At 36.1% G+C, this 22,239-nt stretch carries 21 protein-coding genes; 12 read left to right on the top strand and 9 right to left on the bottom strand.

The genetic code is table 11. The features are described 5' to 3' along the window. Window positions 1-33 precede the first annotated feature (33 nt). The 11 genes from folD to CVO_RS04255 all read left to right on the top strand — a co-directional run bounded on the left by folD (window position 34) and on the right by CVO_RS04255 (window position 11,403). Window positions 34-891: a bifunctional methylenetetrahydrofolate dehydrogenase/methenyltetrahydrofolate cyclohydrolase FolD gene (folD, locus tag CVO_RS04305; RefSeq protein ID WP_159570279.1), complete on the top strand. Its 858-nt coding sequence runs from the start codon at window positions 34-36 to the stop codon at window positions 889-891. After that, window positions 892-1,701, top strand: a complete 810-nt coding sequence (gene lepB, locus CVO_RS04300) for a signal peptidase I (RefSeq protein ID WP_152299395.1) — start codon at window positions 892-894, stop codon at window positions 1,699-1,701. Next, window positions 1,688-2,365 (top strand): site-2 protease family protein, encoded by a 678-nt coding sequence (locus tag CVO_RS04295; RefSeq protein WP_159570276.1) that lies wholly within the window; start codon window positions 1,688-1,690, stop codon window positions 2,363-2,365. The genes lepB and CVO_RS04295 overlap by 14 nt, the downstream gene beginning before the upstream one ends. 13 nt (window positions 2,366-2,378) lie before the next feature. Then, window positions 2,379-2,816 (top strand): ribose 5-phosphate isomerase B, encoded by a 438-nt coding sequence (rpiB, locus tag CVO_RS04290; protein ID WP_152299397.1) that lies wholly within the window; start codon window positions 2,379-2,381, stop codon window positions 2,814-2,816. Between the two features lie 39 nt (window positions 2,817-2,855). Beyond that, on the top strand, window positions 2,856-3,404 hold the full coding sequence (locus tag CVO_RS04285; protein ID WP_152299398.1) for an adenine phosphoribosyltransferase: 549 nt from the start codon (window positions 2,856-2,858) through the stop codon (window positions 3,402-3,404). Continuing rightward, window positions 3,404-4,603: a tryptophan synthase subunit beta gene (gene trpB / locus CVO_RS04280; RefSeq protein WP_152299399.1), complete on the top strand. Its 1,200-nt coding sequence runs from the start codon at window positions 3,404-3,406 to the stop codon at window positions 4,601-4,603. Before CVO_RS04285 ends, trpB begins: the two co-directional genes overlap by 1 nt. Window positions 4,604-4,618: 15 nt before the next feature. Then, a complete protein-coding gene (locus tag CVO_RS04275) occupies window positions 4,619-6,034 on the top strand; it encodes a leucyl aminopeptidase (protein WP_159570273.1) in 1,416 nt (471 codons plus the stop codon). A gap of 98 nt (window positions 6,035-6,132) precedes the next feature. Further along, the gene (locus CVO_RS04270; RefSeq protein WP_159570270.1) at window positions 6,133-6,729 is read left to right on the top strand and encodes a GNAT family N-acyltransferase; all 597 of its coding nucleotides are present in this window, start codon (window positions 6,133-6,135) and stop codon (window positions 6,727-6,729) included. Continuing rightward, complete coding sequence (locus tag CVO_RS04265; RefSeq protein WP_241691011.1) at window positions 6,716-8,788, top strand: TonB-dependent receptor plug domain-containing protein; 2,073 nt, start codon at window positions 6,716-6,718, stop codon at window positions 8,786-8,788. Before CVO_RS04270 ends, CVO_RS04265 begins: the two co-directional genes overlap by 14 nt. Continuing rightward, window positions 8,789-9,328: a hypothetical protein gene (locus CVO_RS04260; protein WP_159570267.1), complete on the top strand. Its 540-nt coding sequence runs from the start codon at window positions 8,789-8,791 to the stop codon at window positions 9,326-9,328. A gap of 83 nt (window positions 9,329-9,411) precedes the next feature. After that, the gene (locus CVO_RS04255) at window positions 9,412-11,403 is read left to right on the top strand and encodes an EAL domain-containing protein (RefSeq protein WP_159570264.1); all 1,992 of its coding nucleotides are present in this window, start codon (window positions 9,412-9,414) and stop codon (window positions 11,401-11,403) included. Here the strand turns inward: CVO_RS04255 and lpdA are convergent. Genes lpdA through acsA form a run of 8 tightly spaced genes read right to left on the bottom strand, consistent with a single transcriptional unit; the run spans window position 11,351 to window position 19,494 of the window. Then, on the bottom strand, window positions 11,351-12,700 hold the full coding sequence (lpdA, locus tag CVO_RS04250; RefSeq protein WP_159570262.1) for a dihydrolipoyl dehydrogenase: 1,350 nt from the start codon (window positions 12,698-12,700) through the stop codon (window positions 11,351-11,353). The genes CVO_RS04255 and lpdA overlap by 53 nt on opposite strands. After that, a complete protein-coding gene (gene lipA, locus CVO_RS04245) occupies window positions 12,697-13,548 on the bottom strand; it encodes a lipoyl synthase (protein ID WP_159570260.1) in 852 nt (283 codons plus the stop codon). Before lipA ends, lpdA begins: the two co-directional genes overlap by 4 nt. Then, complete coding sequence (locus CVO_RS04240) at window positions 13,532-14,320, bottom strand: lipoate--protein ligase family protein (RefSeq protein ID WP_152299406.1); 789 nt, start codon at window positions 14,318-14,320, stop codon at window positions 13,532-13,534. Before CVO_RS04240 ends, lipA begins: the two co-directional genes overlap by 17 nt. A 13-nt stretch (window positions 14,321-14,333) precedes the next feature. Beyond that, entirely contained in the window at window positions 14,334-14,576 is a 243-nt protein-coding gene (locus tag CVO_RS04235; RefSeq protein ID WP_159570257.1) for an acyl carrier protein, read from the bottom strand. Further along, window positions 14,573-15,787 carry a dihydrolipoamide acetyltransferase family protein gene (locus CVO_RS04230; protein ID WP_159570224.1) on the bottom strand — a complete coding sequence of 405 codons (1,215 nt, stop codon included), beginning with the start codon at window positions 15,785-15,787 and terminating at the stop codon, window positions 14,573-14,575. Before CVO_RS04230 ends, CVO_RS04235 begins: the two co-directional genes overlap by 4 nt. Next, a complete protein-coding gene (locus CVO_RS04225) occupies window positions 15,784-16,767 on the bottom strand; it encodes an alpha-ketoacid dehydrogenase subunit beta (RefSeq protein WP_159570221.1) in 984 nt (327 codons plus the stop codon). Before CVO_RS04225 ends, CVO_RS04230 begins: the two co-directional genes overlap by 4 nt. Then, window positions 16,764-17,738, bottom strand: a complete 975-nt coding sequence (gene pdhA / locus CVO_RS04220; protein WP_159570218.1) for a pyruvate dehydrogenase (acetyl-transferring) E1 component subunit alpha — start codon at window positions 17,736-17,738, stop codon at window positions 16,764-16,766. The genes CVO_RS04225 and pdhA overlap by 4 nt, the downstream gene beginning before the upstream one ends. Before the next feature lie 4 nt (window positions 17,739-17,742). Then, complete coding sequence (acsA, locus tag CVO_RS04215) at window positions 17,743-19,494, bottom strand: acetate--CoA ligase (RefSeq protein ID WP_152299411.1); 1,752 nt, start codon at window positions 19,492-19,494, stop codon at window positions 17,743-17,745. A gap of 192 nt (window positions 19,495-19,686) precedes the next feature. On the opposite strand from acsA, the gene CVO_RS04210 reads away from it, so the two are divergent. Then, window positions 19,687-20,286, top strand: a complete 600-nt coding sequence (locus CVO_RS04210) for a DUF4405 domain-containing protein (protein ID WP_152299412.1) — start codon at window positions 19,687-19,689, stop codon at window positions 20,284-20,286. 34 nt (window positions 20,287-20,320) lie between these two features. Here the strand turns inward: CVO_RS04210 and glgB are convergent, their stop codons facing one another. After that, complete coding sequence (glgB, locus tag CVO_RS04205; RefSeq protein WP_159570215.1) at window positions 20,321-22,234, bottom strand: 1,4-alpha-glucan branching protein GlgB; 1,914 nt, start codon at window positions 22,232-22,234, stop codon at window positions 20,321-20,323. Window positions 22,235-22,239: the final 5 nt, after the last annotated feature.

Here is a 22,239-nt window from a genome sequence, read left to right as displayed (position 1 = left end):
ATAATAACAAAAAAATAATATTATGAGGTTTAAATGCAACTTCTTGATGGTAAAGCACTCTCAGCAAAGATAGAAACAAAAATAGTTAATGAAGTAAAAGAGTTTAAAAGCAAAACAGGTTCAGTTCCAGGTTTAGCAGTTATTTTGGTAGGACAGGACCCGGCAAGTGCAGCGTATGTAAATATGAAGAAAAAAGCATGTGACAGAGTTGGTTTTTACTCTGTTACACATGAGATGCCAGAAGACATCTCTCAAGAGGCAATTGAAAAAACAATCATTATGATGAATGACAATCCAAATATTGACGGAATTTTAATTCAGCTGCCTCTCCCTGCGCAAATAGATACGACAAAAATACTTGAATTGGTAAATCCGAGCAAAGATGTGGATGGTTTTCATCCATACAATGTCGGCAGATTAATGATAGGACTTGATGGTTTTGTCCCTTGTACTCCTCTTGGCGTAATGGAACTTTTATCAGAATACAGTATAGACATTCAAGGAAAAAACTGCGTAGTAGTAGGAGCATCAAATATAGTCGGAAAACCGATGGCATCTCTACTTTTAAATGCAAATGCAACGGTTGAGATTTGTCATATATTTACGGATGATTTAAAAAAGCATACCCTTAATGCTGATATTCTTTTAGTTGGGGTTGGTGTAATAAATCTTATAAAAGAAGATATGGTAAAAGATGACGCTATTATTATTGATATAGGAATCAACCGTGCCGATAACGGAAAATTAGTAGGTGATGTTGATTTTGAAAATGTTGCAAAAAAATGCTCCTACATAACTCCTGTTCCAGGCGGAGTCGGTCCAATGACAATTGCTATGCTATTAAGCAATACTCTAAAAGCTGCAAAAATGCATGCAAATGAAAGAGAGTAAATGAAAAATTTTTTACACAAAACCTACAAATTTTCCAATTCATGGACTGGAACTATAATAATAGTTCTTTTTGTTATATTTTTTATTGCTCAAGCTTTTAAAATTCCAAGCGGTTCCATGAAAGATTCTCTGCTTATCGGAGATCATCTTTTTGCTAAAAAATTTGCATACGGTATTCCTATGCCTCATATTCCATTTTTGGAAACCTCTATTATGCCATGGAGTGATCGTCTGCGTTTAATGGATGGAGATACTCCAAAAAGGGGAGATATTGTAATTTTCAGACCGCCGCACAATACAAAACAGCACTTTGTAAAAAGGTGTGTTGCGCTCCCTAATGATGAACTTTTTATTTTAGACAAAGATTTATATATTCATCATCATGAAGGTGACAAGTGGATTGAAAATAATTTTAAAGAAGAGGATATTATTATTTTTGCGGGAAAACTTTGGGTTAAAAATCCATACATGAAAGAGCACCCCGGAATTCATCATGATAAAAAAATTACAAATAACGGTCAATATCCAATGCCTATATTTAATTTTGCTCCAATCAAAATTGATGAAGACCACTACTTTATGATGGGTGACAACCGTGACCACTCAAATGACAGCCGTTTTTGGGGAGCTGTTCCTTATGAAAATATAGAAGGAACGCCTTGGTTTGTATACTTTAGTATAGATGAAAACTGGGAAATCAGATGGGACAGAATCGGAAAAACGCCTACAGATCTAGAGACTCCTGCTCACTTAAACAAAGCTATAGCAGAGAGAATAAAAAAAGACAAAGATGATTATGGAATCTATTGATTTACTTAAAATTTTAGCTGCTGTACTCTCCTTGATTGTAGCTATTGTCGGGCATGAAATAATGCACGGATGGGTAGCGTACATGTATGGTGACACTACTGCCAAAAATGCAGGAAGACTCTCAATAAACCCTATTTCGCATATAGATCTTATTGGAACAATTATAGTTCCTGCAACAATGTATTTTTTGCCGATACTTTTAGGTGGAGAGAGCGGATTTTTATTTGGATGGGCTAAACCCGTGCCAATCAATATGGCGACTGTAATCAGAAGAGCCGGTTATAATGGCGCAATGCAGGTTGATTTAGCGGGAATAGTTTATAACTTTACCTTAGCGGTATTGGCTTCTATTGTTATTGTTATGATGAGTCAGCCAAATACTTCTGACAGTTTATTTTATGTTTTGACTTATCTTTTTGTATTTCAACTGCTTATTATAAATGTTGTTTTGGGCGTTTTCAACCTACTCCCGATTCCTCAATTTGACGGTGCGCACTTTTTAATGCACCTCTCATTAAAGTATAAAATAAATTCCATAGCTGAGTTCTTTTATAAAAATGAAAGATATGGAATAATTATAGTTTTGATAATTCTTATGACACCATTAAAGAATTATCTATTATTACTCCCTGTACAGACTATTTTAAGTCTGTTATTATCATAAAATAAGGAAAAAAATGAAATTTTATATTGCTACAGATCATGCAGGCTTGGATCTTAAAGATTATACCGTTGAACTATTAAAAACAAAAGGTCACGAAGTTATAGATTTAGGACCATTTTCAAAAGATAGAGTTGATTATCCTGATTATGCCGTAAAAGTTTCAGAAGCAGTTTTAGCAGACAAAGAGGCACAAGGCATTCTTATTTGCGGCTCCGGAATAGGAATGAGTATGACAGCAAATAGACATAGCGGAATTCGTGCTGCACTTTGCCATGATGCATATACTGCAACTGTTGCCCGAGGACATAATGATGCAAATGTATTATGCTTTGGAGAGAGAATCATAGGAAAAGGTGTATGCGAGTCTATACTTGACGCTTGGATTGCAGGTAGTTTTGAAGGTGGTCGTCATATACAAAGAGTAGCAAAAATCGAAGCAATTAAATCTTAATACTTTTATAAAAAAGCGTATTAATATAAGGAAAAAAATATGACACTTAGCGCTACAGAGAGAGAAATCATAGAAAACTCCATAAGAGATGTAAAAGATTTTCCAAAACCCGGAATTGTATTTAAAGATATTACAACTCTTTTAAACAATGCAAAAGCTTACGGCGTGCTTATGAATCATCTCTATCAAAGGTATAAGGAATATAATTTAGATTATATAGCAGGCATAGATGCGAGAGGATTTATTTTTGCTGCATCACTTGCTCAAATGCTTGGAGTCGGTTTTGTGCCTATCCGTAAAAAAGGCAAACTGCCATATACCACAATCAGTGAAAAATATTCACTGGAGTACGGTGTAGATGAAGTAGAGATTCATATTGATGCATTTAGTGAAATTTCAAATGCAAAAGTACTTCTTATTGATGATTTAATCGCTACCGGCGGTACAGCAAATGCTGCAGCAAAATTGATAAATCAAGCAGGTGCGTCCTGTGTAGAAGCTTGTTTTCTTATAGCTCTTGATTTTTTAGACGGACAAAAAAATTTAAAAGAAATAACTAATGTATATTCTTTAATAGAGGTAAAATAATGTATATTCCTTCTCCTTCAAAATTTGATCCAAAAAATGGACACTTTGGTATGTTTGGCGGCAGATATGTTCCTGAGACATTGATGCCTGCGCTTTTAAAACTCGAAGAGGAGTATAATAATATCCGCTTTGATGAAGATTTCTGGAAAGAGGTAAATTACTATCTTTCAGATTATGTCGGCCGCCCTTCTCCTCTTTACTATGCAAAAAACATTTCAGATGAACTTGGTGCAAAAATCTATCTAAAAAGAGAAGATTTAAATCATACCGGCGCACATAAAGTAAACAATGTTATAGCTCAGGGGCTTATGGCTAAGAGACTTGGCTATAAAAAAATAATAGCAGAAACGGGTGCCGGCCAGCATGGAGTTGCAACAGCAACTATTTGTGCGCTTTTAGATTTAGAGTGTGAAATATTTATGGGTGCAAAAGATGTAGCCCGTCAAGAACTTAATGTTTTTCGCATGAAACTTCTTGGTGCAAAAGTAAACAGTGTTGAGAGTGGAAGCAGAACACTAAAAGATGCCATGAATGATGCAATCCGTCACTGGGTAACAAATACAAGAGATACTTTTTACATTATAGGAACCGTTGCCGGACCGCATCCCTACCCTATGATGGTAAGAGATTTTCAGGCTATTATCGGTTATGAAGCAAGAGCGCAAATTTTAGAAAAAGAGAATCGCTTGCCGGATCATGTGATTGCATGTATCGGAGGCGGAAGCAACGCTATTGGTACATTTCAACACTTTTTAGAAGATAAAGAAGTTGAGTGTATTGGTATAGAAGCCGGCGGACACGGTATAGAAACCGGTCAACACGGCTGTTCTCTTAACAAAGGACGCCCAGGTATACTGCATGGTCAAATGAGTTATCTGCTTCAAAATCATGATGGACAAATTTTAGAAGCTCACTCAATATCGGCTGGACTTGACTATCCAGGGATAGGACCCGAACACTCTTTTCATCATGATAATAAAACAGTTACATATGATTATGCGACAGATAAAGAAGCACTCGATGCATTCGTATGGTTATCTCGCAAAGAGGGAATTATACCGGCATTTGAAAGTGCACATGCTATAGCTTATTTGAAAAAAATGCCAAATATAAAAGATAAATTAATTATTGTAAATTTATCAGGTCGCGGTGACAAAGATATGATTCAAGCAAAAGAGTTGTTAAATTTTGACAATTAAAATAGAGGAAAAATTATGAATATTCAATTAGTAAATAAAGAGATATCTGATATTGATTCAGAAGTCTTAATAGAATTTATAACAAACAGTGAACTTAAAGATCATAAAAATGCAAAGATACTAAATAGTGCCGGCTTTAAGGCTGAGCAAGATTCTACATGTTTTTTATATGAAAAATCTACTCTATTTTGTGGAGTTGATAGCAAAAAAAGTGACGATTTAAGAAGTGCATGTGCTGCTATGATCAAAGTGCTTAAATCTTCAAACTATAAATCTGCAAAAATAAGTGTTGTAAACAAATCCGCTATAAAGGCTTTAGTTGAAGGTATAGTTTTAGGCGGATATGAGTTTAATGAGTATAAATCTGAACCAAAAAAAGTAGTTTTAGAGGATCTTTTTTTAGCATCTACAGATATTGATTTTGGTAATTTACAAACTATCTTTAATGAAGCACTGATTATTGCAAATGCTACATGTTTTACCCGCGATATAGTAAACAGAGCTCCACAAGAGATAAATCCGCAAACCCTAAGTAAATTAGCTCAAAAATTGGCAAAAGAGAACTCTCTGGAGTGCAATGTACTAAAAGAAGATGATTTGGCAAAAGAGAGTATGGGTGCAATGCTTGCAGTAGGCCGTGCTTCTGTTCATGAAAGTGCTCTTATTCATCTGGCATATAAGCCAAAAAATCCAAAAAAAATCATCTCTCTTGTAGGCAAAGGTTTAACTTATGACAGTGGCGGATTAAGCCTAAAACCTGCCACTTCAATGGTTACCATGAAGATGGATAAAGCAGGAGCCTGTGCGGTACTTGGTATGATAAAAGCTGTAAGTGAGATGAAACTTGATATTGAAGTACATGCGTTTATCGGCGCGGTTGAAAACATGGTTGGCGGAGATGCATATAAACCCGATGATGTTTTAATCTCAAGAAGTAAAACAACTATCGAGGTTAGAAATACAGATGCAGAGGGTCGTTTGGTCTTAGCAGATGTTCTTGACTATGCGCAGGATGCTGTTAAGTCAGATTATATTTTTGATTTTGCAACACTTACAGGTGCATGTATGATAGCGCTTGGTCAATACACAACCGGATTAATGGGACACTCGCATAAACTAAAGCATGATATTTCAAGAGCAGGAGCTGATTCTGGAGAGTTGATTAGTTCTCTGCCATTTAATAATCATCTGAAAAAACTTCTAAAAAGTGAAATTGCCGACATCAGCAATACAGCTTCAAAACCATACGGCGGCGCAATAACAGCAGGACTCTTTTTAGATAAATTTATCCGTGATGAAAACAAAAACAGATGGATGCACTTTGATATAGCAGGTTCAGCATATACTGAAGCTCCATGGGACTGTAATGTTTATGGAGCAACGGGTGCCGGAGTTCGTTTAATGTGTGAATATTTAAAAGATATAAAGTAACAAAATTGCATTAAATATTTTTTTTTATATTTAATGCACTGCATTTAGAGAAAAGTGATGCCATAATACTGTTATAAATAGAACTTTAAAGGAGTTGCTTGAAATTTACATTTTTAGAAGTTAAAGAGAGTGATATATTAGAAAAGGTATTTGCTTTTCGCTACAAAATACTTTTAGAAATATATCCGCAATATTTAAAAAAATGCAACTTTTCAGATACCAAAGAGCATGATGAATATGATAAATATTCAGTACATTTTGCGGTACTAGATGAAAATGATGAAGTTAGTGCAGCGGTAAGAATTATACACAACTCTCCCATTGGCTATCCCACCGAAAATAATATGAAATTTGACAACAGTATGTTTGAAAGAGATAAGCTCGGAGAGATGTCAAGAATCTTTGTAGATGCTAAATATAGAAATATAAAAACTACAAAAAGTATTATGCAAGGGCTTAAGCAAATCATATATAACAAAATGAAAGAGCTGGGCTTAGAGTATACATACGGCTCACAGGAGGCAAGCTTTTTAAGACTGCTAAAGATGTACAAAATGAACTATCATACTATAGGTGAAGAACAAACTTGTAAAGATTTCGGTTTACGATATCCGTCCATTATATATACAGAAGAGTTTGGTGAAGACAATCCGGATATTGCTCAACTCTGGAAAAAAGAATATGAAAAAAAATAGTTTGTTAAACTCACTCAAAGTTAGTTCTGTTGTATTACTATTATTAGGTTTTGCTAATTTAAAAGCAAAAACAACTGATATAGTAGACTCAATATCTAATGATATGAAACATTTTGATGAAGTTGCAACGATTACAAAACAAAATGAGCACTATCAGCCCTATATTATCTCTGTATTTCATGGAGAAGAGCTTGAAAAACTTGGTGTCTCAAACCTTAAAGAGGCGTTGGAGTTAGTCCCTGGAGTTGATATGACCACTGATAATTTAAACAATCAAACTCCTATTTTCAGAGGTTCAAACTCCAGCGCCTATGGGCAGTCAAAACTTTTTATAGACGGTGTAGCTGTCAATAATGTTTTTTCAGACGGCTATTCTGAATACCTCTTTTTTCCTATAGAGATGATTAAAAGAATCGAAGTAGTGAGAGGTCCGGGAAGCAAAACAGATGGTGTCAATGCTTATGCAGGATCTATCAATGTTATCACCTATGCGGAAGATTTTAAAGGATTTGAATCTAATGATAAGCTAGTATTTAAGCATGGCTCGTATGATTACTATATGGGCGGATTTATGAAAACCTATAAAAAAGATGATTTAAAAGTTTTTATAGATTTTTTCTACCAAGAAGATAACAAAAAGCTGCCCGCAGGTCCTGACGGTCTCTCACAAGGTGCATTAGGAACAGAAAATATAGCTCTCTCTCAATCAGGAGATGCACCTTTATGGTTAGAGTCCTACTCGCTTGGTATCAATCTTCAATACAAAGATTTTTCAATCAAAGCAAGAGCACTTCAGCACAAACAAGGAAGTGCATATGGTATAAATCTTGCATTGCCACAGGAGAGCGATAGAATAAAAGCGCCAAATCACTATCTTGAACTAGGTTATAAAAAAGAGATAGGAGACTATAAAGCCGATATAAAAGCAGGAATAAAATATGACGCATTCGATTCATACTCTAAATTAGCTCCTGATGAAATTGAAATAAACGGTATTGTCTTTAATGAAGGTGTATATGGAGAACACTTTGCTGCGCAGAGAACACTCTATCAATCCTCTTATCTTAAATATAGCGGAATTAAAAAACATACTATTACTGCCGGTTACCGTTTTAAAAAAGAAGAAACCATAGATATGACATCAAAACTCTCAAACAGAGAGAGCGGTGATGCAGAGTTGGTTGATTATAGTGAAACTTTTGCATTTTTTGATGCAGATGCCAAGCGAAATATTTTTATCTTCTCACTTCAAGATGAATTTTTACTCAATAATGCTCTTAGCTTTATCTATGGTTTTAATTATGAAGAGACATCATATAAAGATGCAGGCTTTGAACCCAGAATCTCAATGGTTTATCAAAAAGACAGAGAAAATATTTTCAAAGCCATATATAGCCGTTCACATAGAAACGCTTCATGGCAGGAGATGTTTACAATGAATAATTTAGCAAGAGTTGGAAACACAGATTTGGAGCCTGAAATCGTTGATGCTTTTGAAGTTGCATATATAAAAAAATTCTCAAGCGACTCCCATTTTCAAGCCAATCTTTTTTATCTGCTTAACAAAGATCAAATCTATAACTCTTCTACAAATCCTGAATATAAAAATGCAATGGATACAGATATTTACGGTTTTGAACTTGAGTACAAAGGAAGCATACTTCCTGTTGATCAACTATACCTAAACTACTCTTATGTAGATGGAAAATCATATATAAATAACGAAGACAGAAGTGAATCTCTGCCAAATGTCTCCCAGCATTTGGCTAAAGGATACTATATCTATAATCTAAATAGCGCATTATCACTTAGTACTACTCTTAAATATGTCGGTTCAAAAGAGAGGATCTTTATAGATACGCGTGAAAAACTTGAAGCTTATTCAACAATAGACGCTTCACTAAGTTATAAAAATCAAAAATATGATTATATGTTAACGGTTAGTTTTAAAAATCTATGTGATACAAAAGTTGTTTTTCCATCTCCGCCTAACACATATATAGATGATTATGAACAAGAGCGTAGAAATTTTCTTATAGCATTTACGAAAAAGTTTTAAATGAAAAAAATAGTTTTACTCTCTCTTATTTTTGTAAATATAGCTTATGGTTTTAGTTATAACGATATTTTGCTAAAAGCGCAAGCTTCTATTTTTCCTAAAATTTTACTGCTTGATAAAAAGTTAGATAACAAACTTATCAATAAAGAGATAGTTTATACTATTGTTTATGAAAAAATTGATTATCTTACAGCTTTAGAAATAAGCAACTTTATAGATAAAAACTACAACGGTTATTTCGGTAAATACCCCTACAGCATAAATTTAGTACAATTTTCAGATATATCAACTCAGACCGAGGCATCTGCAATTTATGTTTTAAATTCAGATAAAAATATTAGAAAAATTGTTGACATTGCAAAAACAAAAGGAGTTATAACATTTAGTTACGATATTGATAATTTAAAAGAGGGTTTGCTCTTCTCTTTAATGTTAGAAAAATCAACTGTAATTTATCTTAACAAAGAGAACCTCTACACTAAAGATATAAACTTTGTCGATCCACTCTATCAGATAATCAAATTTATTGACAAACAATAAAAATAAAATAAAACTTTTATAATAATAATGTTACAATTTTTTTAATCAAAGAGAGTCATATTATTTAGTGACAAGGTGGTAAAGTGGAAAAAGAGAATTTAAAATCTCTCTCAAGCAAAATAGTTTTTTCAATCGCCCTTGCATCATTGTTTATCCTTTTAGTTTTTTTTGCAGTTTTTGAAAAGATAAATAAAGAAGCTTTTTATCAAATCGAGGGAGAAAAAGCGGAAATAATTGCAAAAACTATAGAGCCGCTTATTGGGATGAATATCTATCTTGATATGAAAGAGAATGTCGAACAAATCACACGCCAACTTTTAGAAAATCCAAATATATTAGCCATAAAAATTCTAGCAAATAATGAAATAATCAGTGAAATAAAGTCTAATGAATATCAAAATAATTTAGATGACTCATTTATAGTTACAAAGAGTATTTTGCAGCCTAACTCTTATAAAGAAGTAGGTCGTCTTACACTTACCTATTCCAATAAAGAGTATAAAGAGTTAGTAGGTGAATTTACAGATATTTTACTTAAACTGCTTTTAGTTTTAACTTTGCTCTTTATCTTATTTGGTATATATATAAAGCGTCTTCTCTCTCCGCTTCGAAAAATTTCTAGATCATTAAAAAATTACTCTCCAAATAAAAATATTAAATTTCCATATGCATCGCAAAAAAATGAAATTGGATTAATCTCAAACGCTCTCAATGAGATGCAAGAAAAAATTTGCCAGTATTCAAAAAAGCAAGAAAACATTAACAATTATCTTGAGGAACAGGTAAATGAAAAAACAAAGGAGCTTCGTAAACAGCTCTATACAGATACTTTGACAGGATTGCCAAATAGACTTAGTCTTATCAATAGTCTCGCTGATATAAAAGATGGTGCACTGATTGTTTTAAATATAGATGATTTTAAAGAGATAAATGATTTTTATGGGCATGCGGCGGGTGACAGTATATTAAAAAAACTCTCAAATAGACTTATAAATATATTTAAAGAAAATGAAACTGTTCAATTGAAATATCTATCAAGTGATGAATTTGCTCTTCTGTTTACACAAAAACCTCAATTAAAAAATTTTATACAAACTATTGAAAAATTAATTTTTGCTATAGAAAAAATGATTTTTTTATATCAAGAAAATGAGATTAATATTAGAGTAACGATAGGTGCAACCTATGAGATAGAAAGAGCACTTGAAAAAGCTGATATAGCTCTAAAATCCGCAAGAAAACAACAAAAATCTTTTTTTCTATATGATAAAAAATTAAATATAGAAAAACAGTATAAAAATAATATGGAATGGGTAAAAAAACTTAATAAAGCACTTGAACAAGATAAAATAGTTCCATATTTTCAACCTATTTTTAATAATACTACAAATAAAATATCCAGCTATGAGTGTTTAATTCGTTTAATCGATAGTAGTAATATACCTGTTGCTCCGGACATATTCTTACCAATCGCCAAAAAAAGCAGACTTTATAACAAATTGAGTAAAATTATGATTGAAAAAAGTTGTCAATATTTTGAACATATAGATTCAAATTTTTCAATTAATTTATCTGTAGAAGATATACTCAACAAAGAGATCGTTACTTATATAAAACAAAAAATAAAACAATACGATGTTGCAGATAAAATTATTTTTGAAATTTTAGAGTCAGAAGGCATAGAAAATTATGAAGATATATCTATCTTTATAAATGATATGAAAAAACTTGGCTGCAAAATAGCTATAGATGATTTTGGAAGCGGATACTCAAATTTTGAACATCTTCTTAAACTAAATATCGATTATATCAAGATTGACGGCACGCTTATAAAAAATCTTGATAAAGATATCAATGCCCAAATGATAGTTGGAATAATCGTAGAGTTTGCAAAAAGATTAAACATTGTTACAATAGCAGAATATGTTCACAACAAAGAAGTTTTTGAAAAAGCTAAAGAGCTCAATATAGATCGTATTCAAGGATTTTTTATAGCCAAACCGCAGCCAACTATCTTATCTATCAAAGATAACGCACTATCTCTGATAGAGTCGGGTGGGCAAAAATCATTTTGACAAATTCACTGTATGGTATCTTCTTCTCTATCGCTATAATAAACTCATGAATAATCTCAGTTGCTTCTGCACCGATGATGGAAGCTCCGAGTATCTCGCCGCTTTGTAAAGAGATAACAATTTTTACAAATCCGGAGTCGTCTCCTGATATTTTTGCTTTTGCATTGGCTTTAAAGTAGGCTTTTTTAACCTCTACTTCAACTCCTTGCTCTTTAGCCTCTTGCTCATTTAAACCGCATGACGCTATTTGCGGATCACAAAAGATAGTAAAAGGGGTAACATGACTGTTAGTCAAAGAATCGCCCTTTACACTGTTTTGCGCGGCAATTCTCCCCTCAGTATAAGCAGTGTGAGCAAATCCAGGAGTATTGATACAGTCACCTGCTGCATAGATATGTTTTTGTGTTGTTTGCAAAGCTTCATTTACCTCCACAAAACCTCTCTTATCACACTTGACCCCAGCCTTCTCAAGCTGCAGTTCTTTGCTGCAGGGCATCCGTCCGATGGCACAGAGCACAAGTTCAGAATTAAGCGTCTTTTCACCCTCAGGTGTTGCGACAAGAAGCTTTGCTCCGCTTTCATCTACATCAACATTTGAAATTTCGGCAGAGGTCAAAACCTTAATGGAGCGTTTTTTAAAAGCTCGCAAAAGAGCTTTTGAAACCTCTTCGTCCTCACGCGTTAAAAGCCGTAATCCGCGGACTACCATTGTCACATCTACGCCAAAAGCGCTAAAAAATGTCGCAAATTCGCACCCTATTGCCCCTCCTCCGACAATTATTATCGATGAAGGCATAGTCTGGAGATTAAAAACATCGCTGCTTGAGATAATATACTTACCATCAAGCGGAAGTTTTGGAACCTGCAGAACTTGCGAGCCTGTAGCTATTATGCACTTTTTAAACGCTATCACCTCTCCTGAGAGCTCAAGATGATTGCTATTCATGAAAAGTGCCGTGCCGTAAACTGTCTCGACTTTGGCTTGGTCAAGCATCCACACTACACCGCTGCGAAGTTCATCTTTAAGAGCTGTAGTTTTTTGAACAAGCTGTTTTAAATCAAAACCGTTGTACTCCAGCTCTAAACCACAACTTTTAAAGTAAGGGATTTTGGATGCAAATGAGGAACTCTGCAGATAGTTTTTTGTCGGGATACACCCCTCATTTAGACATACTCCACCTATTTTTACTTTACTGTGCTCTATCAAAAGCGTATCAACACCGCTGTTCGCCAAATATAGTGCGGCTTCATATCCTGCAGGACCTGCTCCGATAATTACGGTATCTATCTCTCTCATCTTCTCTCCAAATATTCATGCGCCATATAGCTGCTGCGTGTATATGGCGAACTTTTTATATGTTTAAACCCCATCTCAAGCCCTTTTTTAGCAAAAAACTCAAACCTTTTGGGCTCAACATACTCCACTACGCTTGTATGTTTAAATGAGGGCGAGAGATACTGCCCTATACTTAGATAAAGACAGCCGACTTTTAAAAGTTCTTCCATCAATTGAAGCACTTCGTCATTCTTCTCTCCAAGACCTAGCATAATTCCGCTTTTTGTTGCACAAAGAGGATTTAAGACCAAAAGTTTTTCTAAAACTCTTAAAGAGCGCTCATATTTTGCTCCCCTGCGTATGGAATATAAACGCGGTACAGTCTCTAAATTATGCCCAATAATTTCAGCTCCGCTCATTGCTATTTGCTTCAATGCAGAGTCATTTTCTTGCAGATCTGAGATCAAAAGTTCAACAACAATCGAACTATCCAAAGCTTTAATAGAGCATACTGTTTGACAAAAATGTTCAGCACCTCCGTCACTAAGATCATCTCTCGTTGGAGCAGTGATAACTACATGTTTTAGTCCAAGTTTTGATACAGCCTGAGCTATATTTTCAGGTTCAAGAGGATTGGGAGGCATTGGTTTTTCTCTACTGACGGCACAAAAGCTGCATGCACGAGTGCAGTGTACTCCAAGTATCATAAATGTTGCTACTCTCTGCCCAAAACACTCACTGATATTAGGACACATTGCTTCTTGGCAAATTGTATGAATATCTCCTTCACCAAGCAAAGTTATCATCTCTTTATGGGCGCTTGGAGTAATCTTTTTACGAAGCCACTCGGGCTTAGGAGCTCTTGGCATAAATATTCCACCTTTTTTGTGTGTATTTATTTTGCATAAGTTCTTTAACACTCTGCTTTTCACTCGCACTAAGAGTATCTATCTCAATCTCTGCCTCATATGTTTCACAAAATGTTTCAACTGCTGTCTTTGAGAGCATTTTATATGCTGCAAAAACTCCAAGCTTTTGGAGTGTTGCCGCATCTTTTAGTCCAGATTCTTGCAAAAACAGGGATTCAAATAGTGTTTCATTCAGACTTATCGGTATACTTCCATGCTGAAACATAGTGCTGCGAGTATAGCGCTGAGCATTACCTCCCATTTTTTTACCATCTATTATAATATCATAAGGTTCACGACCAGCCAAACAAATATTTGAGTGCCCACTTTGCAACCCAATTTTGCATGCAAACTCTGCATTTAACCCAAATTTTTTATATAAATTAATCAAAAAAGAACAAAGATAAAAATAATTCTCTTTCACACTTTTATCCTTTAAAAAATTATGCGCAAATATAAGCGAATAGGAGAGATCGTTATCATGAACCAAAATACCGCCGCCGCTTAAACGGCGAACACAGGCAATTTTATTTTTTTCTAGTTTCTCTAAATCAACACTTTGCTCAATTTTAGAAAACCGTCCTGCACTTAAAGCTTTATTCCATCCATAAAAACGAAGAGTCGGGAAATCACTCTCTTTGTGATTTTTCAGCAATACTTCATCCACTGCCATATTCCACTCTGCACTCCCTACTCCGGTATCAATAAATCTCCAGCGTCTATTTTTTAGCATTACTTGTTAATCTTTAGAGCTGTTTGAGAAAATACTCTGCCATATTATTTAATGTATCCACTTTTGAATAGTCAGCTTCAGGTACTTCAATTCCCAGCTTCTCATTAAGAGCAGTAAGTATCTTTAAAAAATCAAATGAATCAATCTCTAATGAGCGCTGAATATTTTTATTCTCATCGATATCATCTTCTGAAATTTCGGGAGCAATCTCTAAAATCTGCTCGATTATAATTTTTTTTATCTCATCCATGTTCATAGTAACTCCTGTGGTGTTTGTAAAATCTGATTTAGTTTATCAAGAAATTTTCCTCCGATACGCCCATCGGTAGCGCGATGGTCTCCCGCAATCGTTGCTTGCAATACCTTGCGAACACTAAGTGTATCACCCTCTGCCCATGGAACATTCATAATGCGTCCAAATCCCACAAGTGCAACCTGCGGAGGATAGATAACTCCAAAAACACTCTCTGCTCCCAAATCACCGAGATTTGTAATGGTAATGGTCTGCTCTGTAATCTCGCTGTTTCTTAGTTTGCCAGAGCGTGTACGCTCAATTAGATTGCTTAATGATTTCATAGTGCCATCAAGATTGAGCTCGTGCGCATTTAAAATTGCAGGGGTTATCAGACCTTCCTTGCGAAGCGCTATTGCAATGCCGGGATTTATCTCTTTGCTAATCTCCAAAGCGTCATTTCTCCAAAAACCGTTAAGCTCGGGCACCTCTTTTAACGCATATACAACGGCTTGAATCAAAAGAGCCGCAGGAAGAATGCGCTCTTGAATTGCTCTGTTTCTGTTAACTTCTTCAAGCCACTTTAAAGCAGGCGACATATTGATAGAGCTGCTAAGATAGTAGTGCGGTATCTGAGCATTTGAGAGGCTCATGGCTTTTGCAATAGCTTGTCTCATCCCGCTAGCAGGATGCTCACTTTTTTTATGCACTGTTTCGGACTCTATATCTTTTAAATGAATCTCTTTTTTATCGCCCTGCACTTCAGAAAGTTCAACTCCAAGCTCTTTTGCCTTTTTTCGTGCAGCGGGAGAGATTTTTATCCTCTGTTTAGATACTTCTTCATCTGTTTTTTTCTCTTTTGATTCTAAAACTTTTAACTCTGAATCTTTTGCTTCTTTCTCTTTTTTCTTTTCCGACTCTTGCTCTTTTGATTCTAAATCTTTCTGGGGAGATTCGTCGATTTTGTACTCCTGAGACTCTTTTTCTTCGACCTCCTGCTCTTTACTTCGAATAACAGCTAAAGGCGTTCCGACGGCACAATCCGTCTCCTCTTTGACAAGAAGTTTTTCGATAACGCCATCTTCAAAAACCTCAATCTCTATGACTCCTTTGCTTGTTTCTACTTCTGCAATAATATCTCCTTTGGAGACACTCTCGCCCTCTTTAACCTTCCACTCCATTAGTACTGCCGACTCCATGTCGGCACCTAAACTCGGCATAACAAATGTACTCATAACTCCTCCATCACTTTTCGCGCCGCTGCGACAATCTTCTCGCTCTGCGGCATTGCAGCTTGTTCAAGATGATTTGCATATGGAAATGGAACCTCCTCTGAACATACGCGAGCCATCGGAGCATCCAGCTCATAAAAAGCCTGCTCATTTATTCGCGCCATGATTTCAGCAGAGATACTGCCCGATTTCCACCCCTCATCCACTATGAGAACTCTATGTGTTTTTTTAACTGAATTTATAATCGTCTCATCATCAAGTGGACGCAAAGAGCGCAAATCTATAACCTCTACATCTATTCCTTCCTTTGATAGCACTTCTGCTGCTTCAAGCGCTTTAAATAGGCTTATACCGTATGTAATAATGCTTATATCTTTGCCTTGTCGATGTGTAAAAGCTTTTCCTATCTCTAGTGCTTTTACCTCTGCGTTAAACTCCCCCTTCATATTATACAAAAGAGAATTTTCAAAAATTAACACCGGATCAGGATCATCAAGCGCCAAACCTATCATATCGTATGCATCCTGCGCTGTTGCAGGAGTTAAAACTTTAAGTCCCGGAATATGCGCGTACCATCCTTCCAGCGAATGAGAGTGCTGAGCCGCGAGCTGTTTTCCGCCGCCTGTCGACATGCGAATAACAAGAGGAACATTGAACTGTCCGCCCGACATATGAAGCAGAGTTGCAGCATTATTCATGATCTGATCAAGTGCCAAAAGACTAAAATTTACCGTCATAATCTCTACAATAGGTCGCATACCTCCGAGTGCAGCGCCGATTCCGGCTCCCGTAAAAGCAGACTCACAAAGAGGCGTGTCTATAATTCGCTCAGATCCAAACTCCTCTAAAAGACCTTTACTAACAGCAAAGCTGCCTCCATATCTGCCGACATCTTCTCCAATTAAAAAAACTCTCTTATCTTTTTTCATTGCTTTATGCATTGCAGCTCTTAGAGCTTCGCGATATGTAGTCATTGCACTCATTGTTCTGCCTCCGTTGAGTAAACAAATTTTTCTAAATCTTCAATCGGCTCTAATGTGCCGTTTTGGGCAAATTCAACCGCTTCATTTATGATTGAAGAGACCTCTTTTTCAATATCTTTTATATCTATCTGCTCCAAAGCTTTCATCTTTTTAAGCTCATTTTGAAAATTGAGTATAGGATCTTTTTTCTTCCACTCATCTACCTCTTTTTTATCGCGGTAAAGCTCGGCGTCAAACATGGAGTGTCCGCGAAAACGATATGTAAGACACTCCAGAAAAACAGGAACACCCTCTTTTTTTATTTTTTTAACTGCATTTTTAGCCGCTTTTGCGATATCAAGTACATTCATGCCGTCGACTTGCAACGACTCAATCTTATAGCAAGAGGCTTTTTTTGCAAGATTCGTCTCAGATTCACTCATTTTAAGCTCTGTACCCATTCCGTAGAGATTGTTTTCACAAACAAAAAGTATCGGCAGATTCCACAAAGCCGCCAAATTAAGAGATTCATGGAATTCTCCCTCAGCTACGGCACCATCGCCAAAAAAGCAAACACTCACACGATCCTCTTTTTTCATCTTATCTGCAAGAGCCATACCTACTGCAAGAGGAAGTCCGCCGCCTACAATTGCGCTTCCTCCGTAAAAACGAGTTGCAGCATCAAAAAGATGCATAGAACCACCGCGTCCGCGAGAACACCCTTCAACTTTTCCAAACATTTCAGCCATAATTGCATTTGGTGATACACCGCGCACCAACGCATGTCCATGTTCACGATAAGTAGCAAATATATTATCATCAGGAGTAAGCGCATCCATAACACCGACTGCTACAGCTTCTTCGCCGATATAAAGATGTAAAAATCCACGAATTTTTTCACTACTGTACAACTCTACACACTTCTCTTCAAATCTTCGTATTAAAAGCATCTGCGTATAGTATTTTTTATAAATTTGCATTTTATTTTCCATAACTCTAATCCTCTAAAGTAGATGTATCACCCTCAGGCAAGCCCATTTCACGAGCTTTTAGTAACCGGCGCATTATTTTTCCGCTTCTTGTTTTTGGAAGATTTTGCTGAAACTCAATCTCTTTTGGCGCTACTGCCGCTCCAAGTTTTTTGCGCCCAAAACCTATTAGTTCTCGTTTTAACTCTTCGCTAGGCTCATACCCCGCTTTAAGCGACACAAAAGCCTTGACTATCTGCCCTATCATTGGGTCAGGTTTTCCGATAACTCCCGCTTCGGCAACGCTTGGATGCTCCATTAAAGCGCTTTCAACCTCAAAAGGTCCAACCATGTGTCCAGAGGTTTTTATGATGTCATCAGAGCGCCCCACAAACCAAAAATAGCCCTTTTCATCCCTATATGCCAAGTCCCCAGAGAGGTACCATCCTCCGACAAAAGATTTCGCATAACGCTCCTCATTATGCAGATAAGAGCGAAACATAGAGGGCCAGCCCGGTTTTAGTGCCAACTCTCCCTCTTTGTTTGGCTCAGTAACTTCACTAGCTTCCCCTTTATCATCTACATGCACTATGGCTGCTTTGATTCCCGGAAGCGGACGCCCCATAGAGCCTGCATAGATAGGCTCAGAGATATAGTTTGCAATCATTATTGCGCCCGTCTCTGTCTGCCACCAATTGTCATGGATGGGAAGTTTAAGTTTCTCTTTGCCCCAAATAACAGCTTCTGGATTTAAAGGCTCGCCGACACTTTGAATCAATCTTAAAGCAGAGATGTCATACTCTTTTAATGGCTCCATATCAAGACGCATTAGGCGTCTTATGGCTGTTGGAGCAGTATACCAGACGCTTACTTTCTCATTTTGCAAAATTGAGTACCATCGTTTTGCATCAAATTCCCCTTCATCAACAACATTTGTCACACCATGAAGCCATGGAGTAATAATTCCGTATGAGGTTCCTGTAACCCATCCGGGGTCCGCTGTACACCAATAGATATCGTCTTTATGCAGGTCAAGTACATATTTACCGCTTATGTAGTGATTGTATATGGCTTTATGTACATGCACTACCCCTTTTGGCATTCCCGTAGTACCGCTTGTGAAGTGCAGAAGCGACATATCTTCCGGATTAGTGTGTGCGATTTCGAACATATCATCAGCTTCATCCATCAAACGATTCCACGAACGCACCTGTTCGTTCTCATCTATATCTGCATCTATTAATATGACTGTTTTAAGATCAGGAAGTTCTTTTAAGAGAGGAAGTACTTTCTTTTTAAAAAGTGTTTTTGTTGTAAGCAGTGCTTTTGCATCGCCTCTTTGAAGTCTTTGAAGTATGGGTTCTGGTCCAAACTGGGAAAAGAGAGGACACATAACGCTTTGGTTTTTAAGTATCCCTATAGAAGCGATATATAACTCTGGAAGACGAGTTGAAAGTGTAAAAACACGATCGCCTTTTGCGATGCCCAAGCTTTTTAAAACATTGGCAAACTTTGCGCTTTGTTCTTTCATCTGTGCAAAAGTGAATTTACGCCTTTGCCCATCTTCTCCCAACCATATCAATGCACTTTTTTGAGCCAGCAAACCATTTGCATGACGGTCAATTGCTTCATGAGCAATATTTAATCCACCTGAAGGCAATCCTTCAAATTCTAAAGCAACTCTATCCCACTCAAAAAATTTATACTCTTTTTCATAATCTGTTAAATTAGGTGAAATTAAAAAATCTGTTTTATTTTTTTCAATTTTATGTTCTTTCATTTTATAGCCTCCGAAAAATAACTCTCTAATACTATTAACAATTTCACACTTTTTTAATCGATACTTGATTAATTGTACCAAAAAATATCTCTAAAAGTTTAAATTTTTATTTTTTTTTATTTTATCTCTCTTTAGTGCTAACAGATGTTATAATTTTAACAGCTTTATTTATTAAAAGCATAAGGGGTATTTATGAATTTAAAAAAAATCACATCTTTGACTATGCTTTTAACAATGTTGATTATGAGTTATACTGGTATCATTCTATTTATAGCGCCAGAAGGTAGAGTTGCTCGCTGGATTGACTGGAGTTTTTTAGGACTTACGAAAACAGAAGCTGGGGAAGTTCACTCAACTTTTATGATACTTTTTGTTCTAGCGACAATTTTACATATTTATTACAACTTAAAACCTATAGTAAGTTATTTAAAAAATAGCGCAAGGGAGTTGATTGTTTTTACAAAAGAGATGGTAGTTGCAACTCTTTTGACTATTGTTTTTTTAGTAGGAACGCTTACCTCTACAACTCCATTTGATAATTTTTTAGAACTAAAAGAAGTAGCAAAAGAATACTGGAAAAATATTTATGGAGAGCCGCCATACGGTAGAGCTGAACTCTCTTCATTAAAAACATTTATAAGAAAAAATCAGTTAAATGAAAAAAATTCTCTAAATGCACTTAAAACAAATAATATCAAGTTTGAAAACAGTAATGAAAAGCTTACGGATATCGCAAAAGCAAATAGTGTCAGTCCGCAAAAATTATATGAAATAATGCAAACTGATTTTTAAAAAAACAACCGCAACCGGCAGTTCTCTTTATAAGCTATTTATCTGTTTTTTTTAAAAAAACAACGCCTAAAGCCGGAAGTGTGATAAGAAGTCTGTTTGTTCGTCCATGATGCTCTTTTGCTTCGGTTTTTAGCGGCTTCGTATTTGTTGCCCCCCAACCTTCAAACTCTTTTGACTGAGAGTTGAAAATCTCTGTATAGACTCCTCTTTTTGGGACACCTATGGGATAGTTTTCCCTTAAACAGTCGGAAAAATTACAAACAACAATAATTGGTTCATCCTTTTTATCACCTTTTCGGATAAAAGAGATAACATTTGATTCATAATCCCTTTCATCTATCCACTCAAAGCCATGACTGTCTGTATCAAACTTATGAAGAGAGGGCTCCTCTTTGTAGAGTCTGTTTAGCTCTTTGACGAGATTTTGCACCCCTCTGTGATTTGGATACTCCAAAACATTCCAATCAAGACTCTGTTTGTAATTCCACTCCGAAAATTGTGCTATTTCACACCCCATAAAGAGTAGTTTTTTACCCGGATGAGCAGTCATAAAAGCATAAAGTGCTCTTAAATTTGCAAATTTTTGGTTGTAGTCTCCCGCCATTTTATTGATAAGTGAGCCTTTCATATGCACAACTTCATCGTGGCTAAGCGGCAGTATGTAGTTCTCATTGTACATATAAACAAAGCTGAATGTAAGTTCATGATGATGGTGCTTACGAACAACCGGATCATTTTTCATATATTTAAGAGTGTCATGCATCCAGCCCATATTCCATTTAAATCCAAAACCAAGACCGCCAAGATCCACAGGGGCACTTACCATAGGATAAGCAGTTGACTCTTCAGCGAACATCATAATATCATCAAAAGCACCGTAAACAAAAGTGTTAAGATCTTTTAAAAATTTAATGGCACCGAGATTTTCATTTCCGCCAAACTCATTTGGTATCCAATCACCCTCTTCTCTTGCATAATCAAGATATAACATCGAAGAGACCGCATCAACACGAATGCCGTCTATGTGATACTTCTCTAACCAGAACATCGCCGAGCTTATAAGAAAGGATCTTACTTCATCTTTGTCATAATTAAATATCGCGCTTCCCCACTGCGGATGATATCCTTTGCGCGGATCTTTGTGCTCGTACAAACAAGTTCCGTCAAAATTCATAAGTCCATGCCCGTCCATCACAAAATGAGAAGGCACCCAGTCCAAAATCACACCGATGCCAGCTTGATGCATAATATCGACAAACTCCATAAGTTCATCGGGATTGCCATATCTTGCAGTCGGAGCAAAATATCCATTGACCTGATATCCCCAAGAGCCCTCAAACGGATATTCGGTTATGGGAAGCAGTTCTACATGTGTAAATTGCATCTCAAGCAGGTATTTTGAGAGTTTATGTGCAGCTTGGGTATATGTTAAAAATGAACCATCTTCTGCCTTTTTCCATGAGCCTAAGTGAACTTCATAAACGGATATTGGCGCATGGTGGGAGTTGTGTTTTTTACGCGAGTGCATCCATGATTTATCTCTCCATTTATAGAAGTTGAGTGACCAGATCTTTGATGCCGAGGCGGGAGCTTTTTCGGCATAAAACGCAAAAGGGTCAGCCTTGAGCGGATTTGGATTATGCTCTTTTGTATAGATGTGATATTTGTAGGTTATACCTGCTTCCACACCCTCGATAAACCCCTCCCAAATTCCAGAATCATCATCTCTTTTTTTAAGATGATGTGAATTTGGATCATAGTTGTTAAAATCGCCTCTTACAGAGACAGCCTCTGCATTTGGAGCCCAAAGCGCAAAATAGGTGCCGTGATTGCCCTCTCTATGCATTAAATGTGCTCCAAAGTGGTTATAAAGTTTTGTATGCTTTCCCTCCCTAAAGAGATAAACATCATATTCGCTAAACCTGCTTACATCGTAAAAAACACTCATTTTAT

It is taken from the genome of Sulfurimonas sp. CVO (assembly GCF_009883775.1).
GTDB classification, from domain to species: domain Bacteria; phylum Campylobacterota; class Campylobacteria; order Campylobacterales; family Sulfurimonadaceae; genus Sulfurimonas; species Sulfurimonas xiamenensis.
The sequence above is the reverse complement of the archived record's forward strand: the minus strand, read 5'-3'. Positions and strand labels throughout refer to the sequence as shown.

Coding starts and splice junctions, on each gene's coding strand:
- folD (WP_159570279.1), top strand. CDS start 34: ATGCAACTTCTTGATGGTAAAGCACTCTCAGCAAAGATAGAAACAAAA.
- lepB (WP_152299395.1), top strand. CDS start 892: ATGAAAAATTTTTTACACAAAACCTACAAATTTTCCAATTCATGGACT.
- CVO_RS04295 (WP_159570276.1), top strand. CDS start 1,688: ATGGAATCTATTGATTTACTTAAAATTTTAGCTGCTGTACTCTCCTTG.
- rpiB (WP_152299397.1), top strand. CDS start 2,379: ATGAAATTTTATATTGCTACAGATCATGCAGGCTTGGATCTTAAAGAT.
- CVO_RS04285 (WP_152299398.1), top strand. CDS start 2,856: ATGACACTTAGCGCTACAGAGAGAGAAATCATAGAAAACTCCATAAGA.
- trpB (WP_152299399.1), top strand. CDS start 3,404: ATGTATATTCCTTCTCCTTCAAAATTTGATCCAAAAAATGGACACTTT.
- CVO_RS04275 (WP_159570273.1), top strand. CDS start 4,619: ATGAATATTCAATTAGTAAATAAAGAGATATCTGATATTGATTCAGAA.
- CVO_RS04265 (WP_241691011.1), top strand. CDS start 6,716: ATGAAAAAAAATAGTTTGTTAAACTCACTCAAAGTTAGTTCTGTTGTA.
- CVO_RS04260 (WP_159570267.1), top strand. CDS start 8,789: ATGAAAAAAATAGTTTTACTCTCTCTTATTTTTGTAAATATAGCTTAT.
- lpdA (WP_159570262.1), bottom strand. CDS start 12,700: ATGAGAGAGATAGATACCGTAATTATCGGAGCAGGTCCTGCAGGATAT.
- lipA (WP_159570260.1), bottom strand. CDS start 13,548: ATGCCAAGAGCTCCTAAGCCCGAGTGGCTTCGTAAAAAGATTACTCCA.
- CVO_RS04240 (WP_152299406.1), bottom strand. CDS start 14,320: ATGCTAAAAAATAGACGCTGGAGATTTATTGATACCGGAGTAGGGAGT.
- CVO_RS04235 (WP_159570257.1), bottom strand. CDS start 14,576: ATGAACATGGATGAGATAAAAAAAATTATAATCGAGCAGATTTTAGAG.
- CVO_RS04230 (WP_159570224.1), bottom strand. CDS start 15,787: ATGAGTACATTTGTTATGCCGAGTTTAGGTGCCGACATGGAGTCGGCA.
- CVO_RS04225 (WP_159570221.1), bottom strand. CDS start 16,767: ATGAGTGCAATGACTACATATCGCGAAGCTCTAAGAGCTGCAATGCAT.
- pdhA (WP_159570218.1), bottom strand. CDS start 17,738: ATGGAAAATAAAATGCAAATTTATAAAAAATACTATACGCAGATGCTT.
- acsA (WP_152299411.1), bottom strand. CDS start 19,494: ATGAAAGAACATAAAATTGAAAAAAATAAAACAGATTTTTTAATTTCA.
- CVO_RS04210 (WP_152299412.1), top strand. CDS start 19,687: ATGAATTTAAAAAAAATCACATCTTTGACTATGCTTTTAACAATGTTG.
- glgB (WP_159570215.1), bottom strand. CDS start 22,234: ATGAGTGTTTTTTACGATGTAAGCAGGTTTAGCGAATATGATGTTTAT.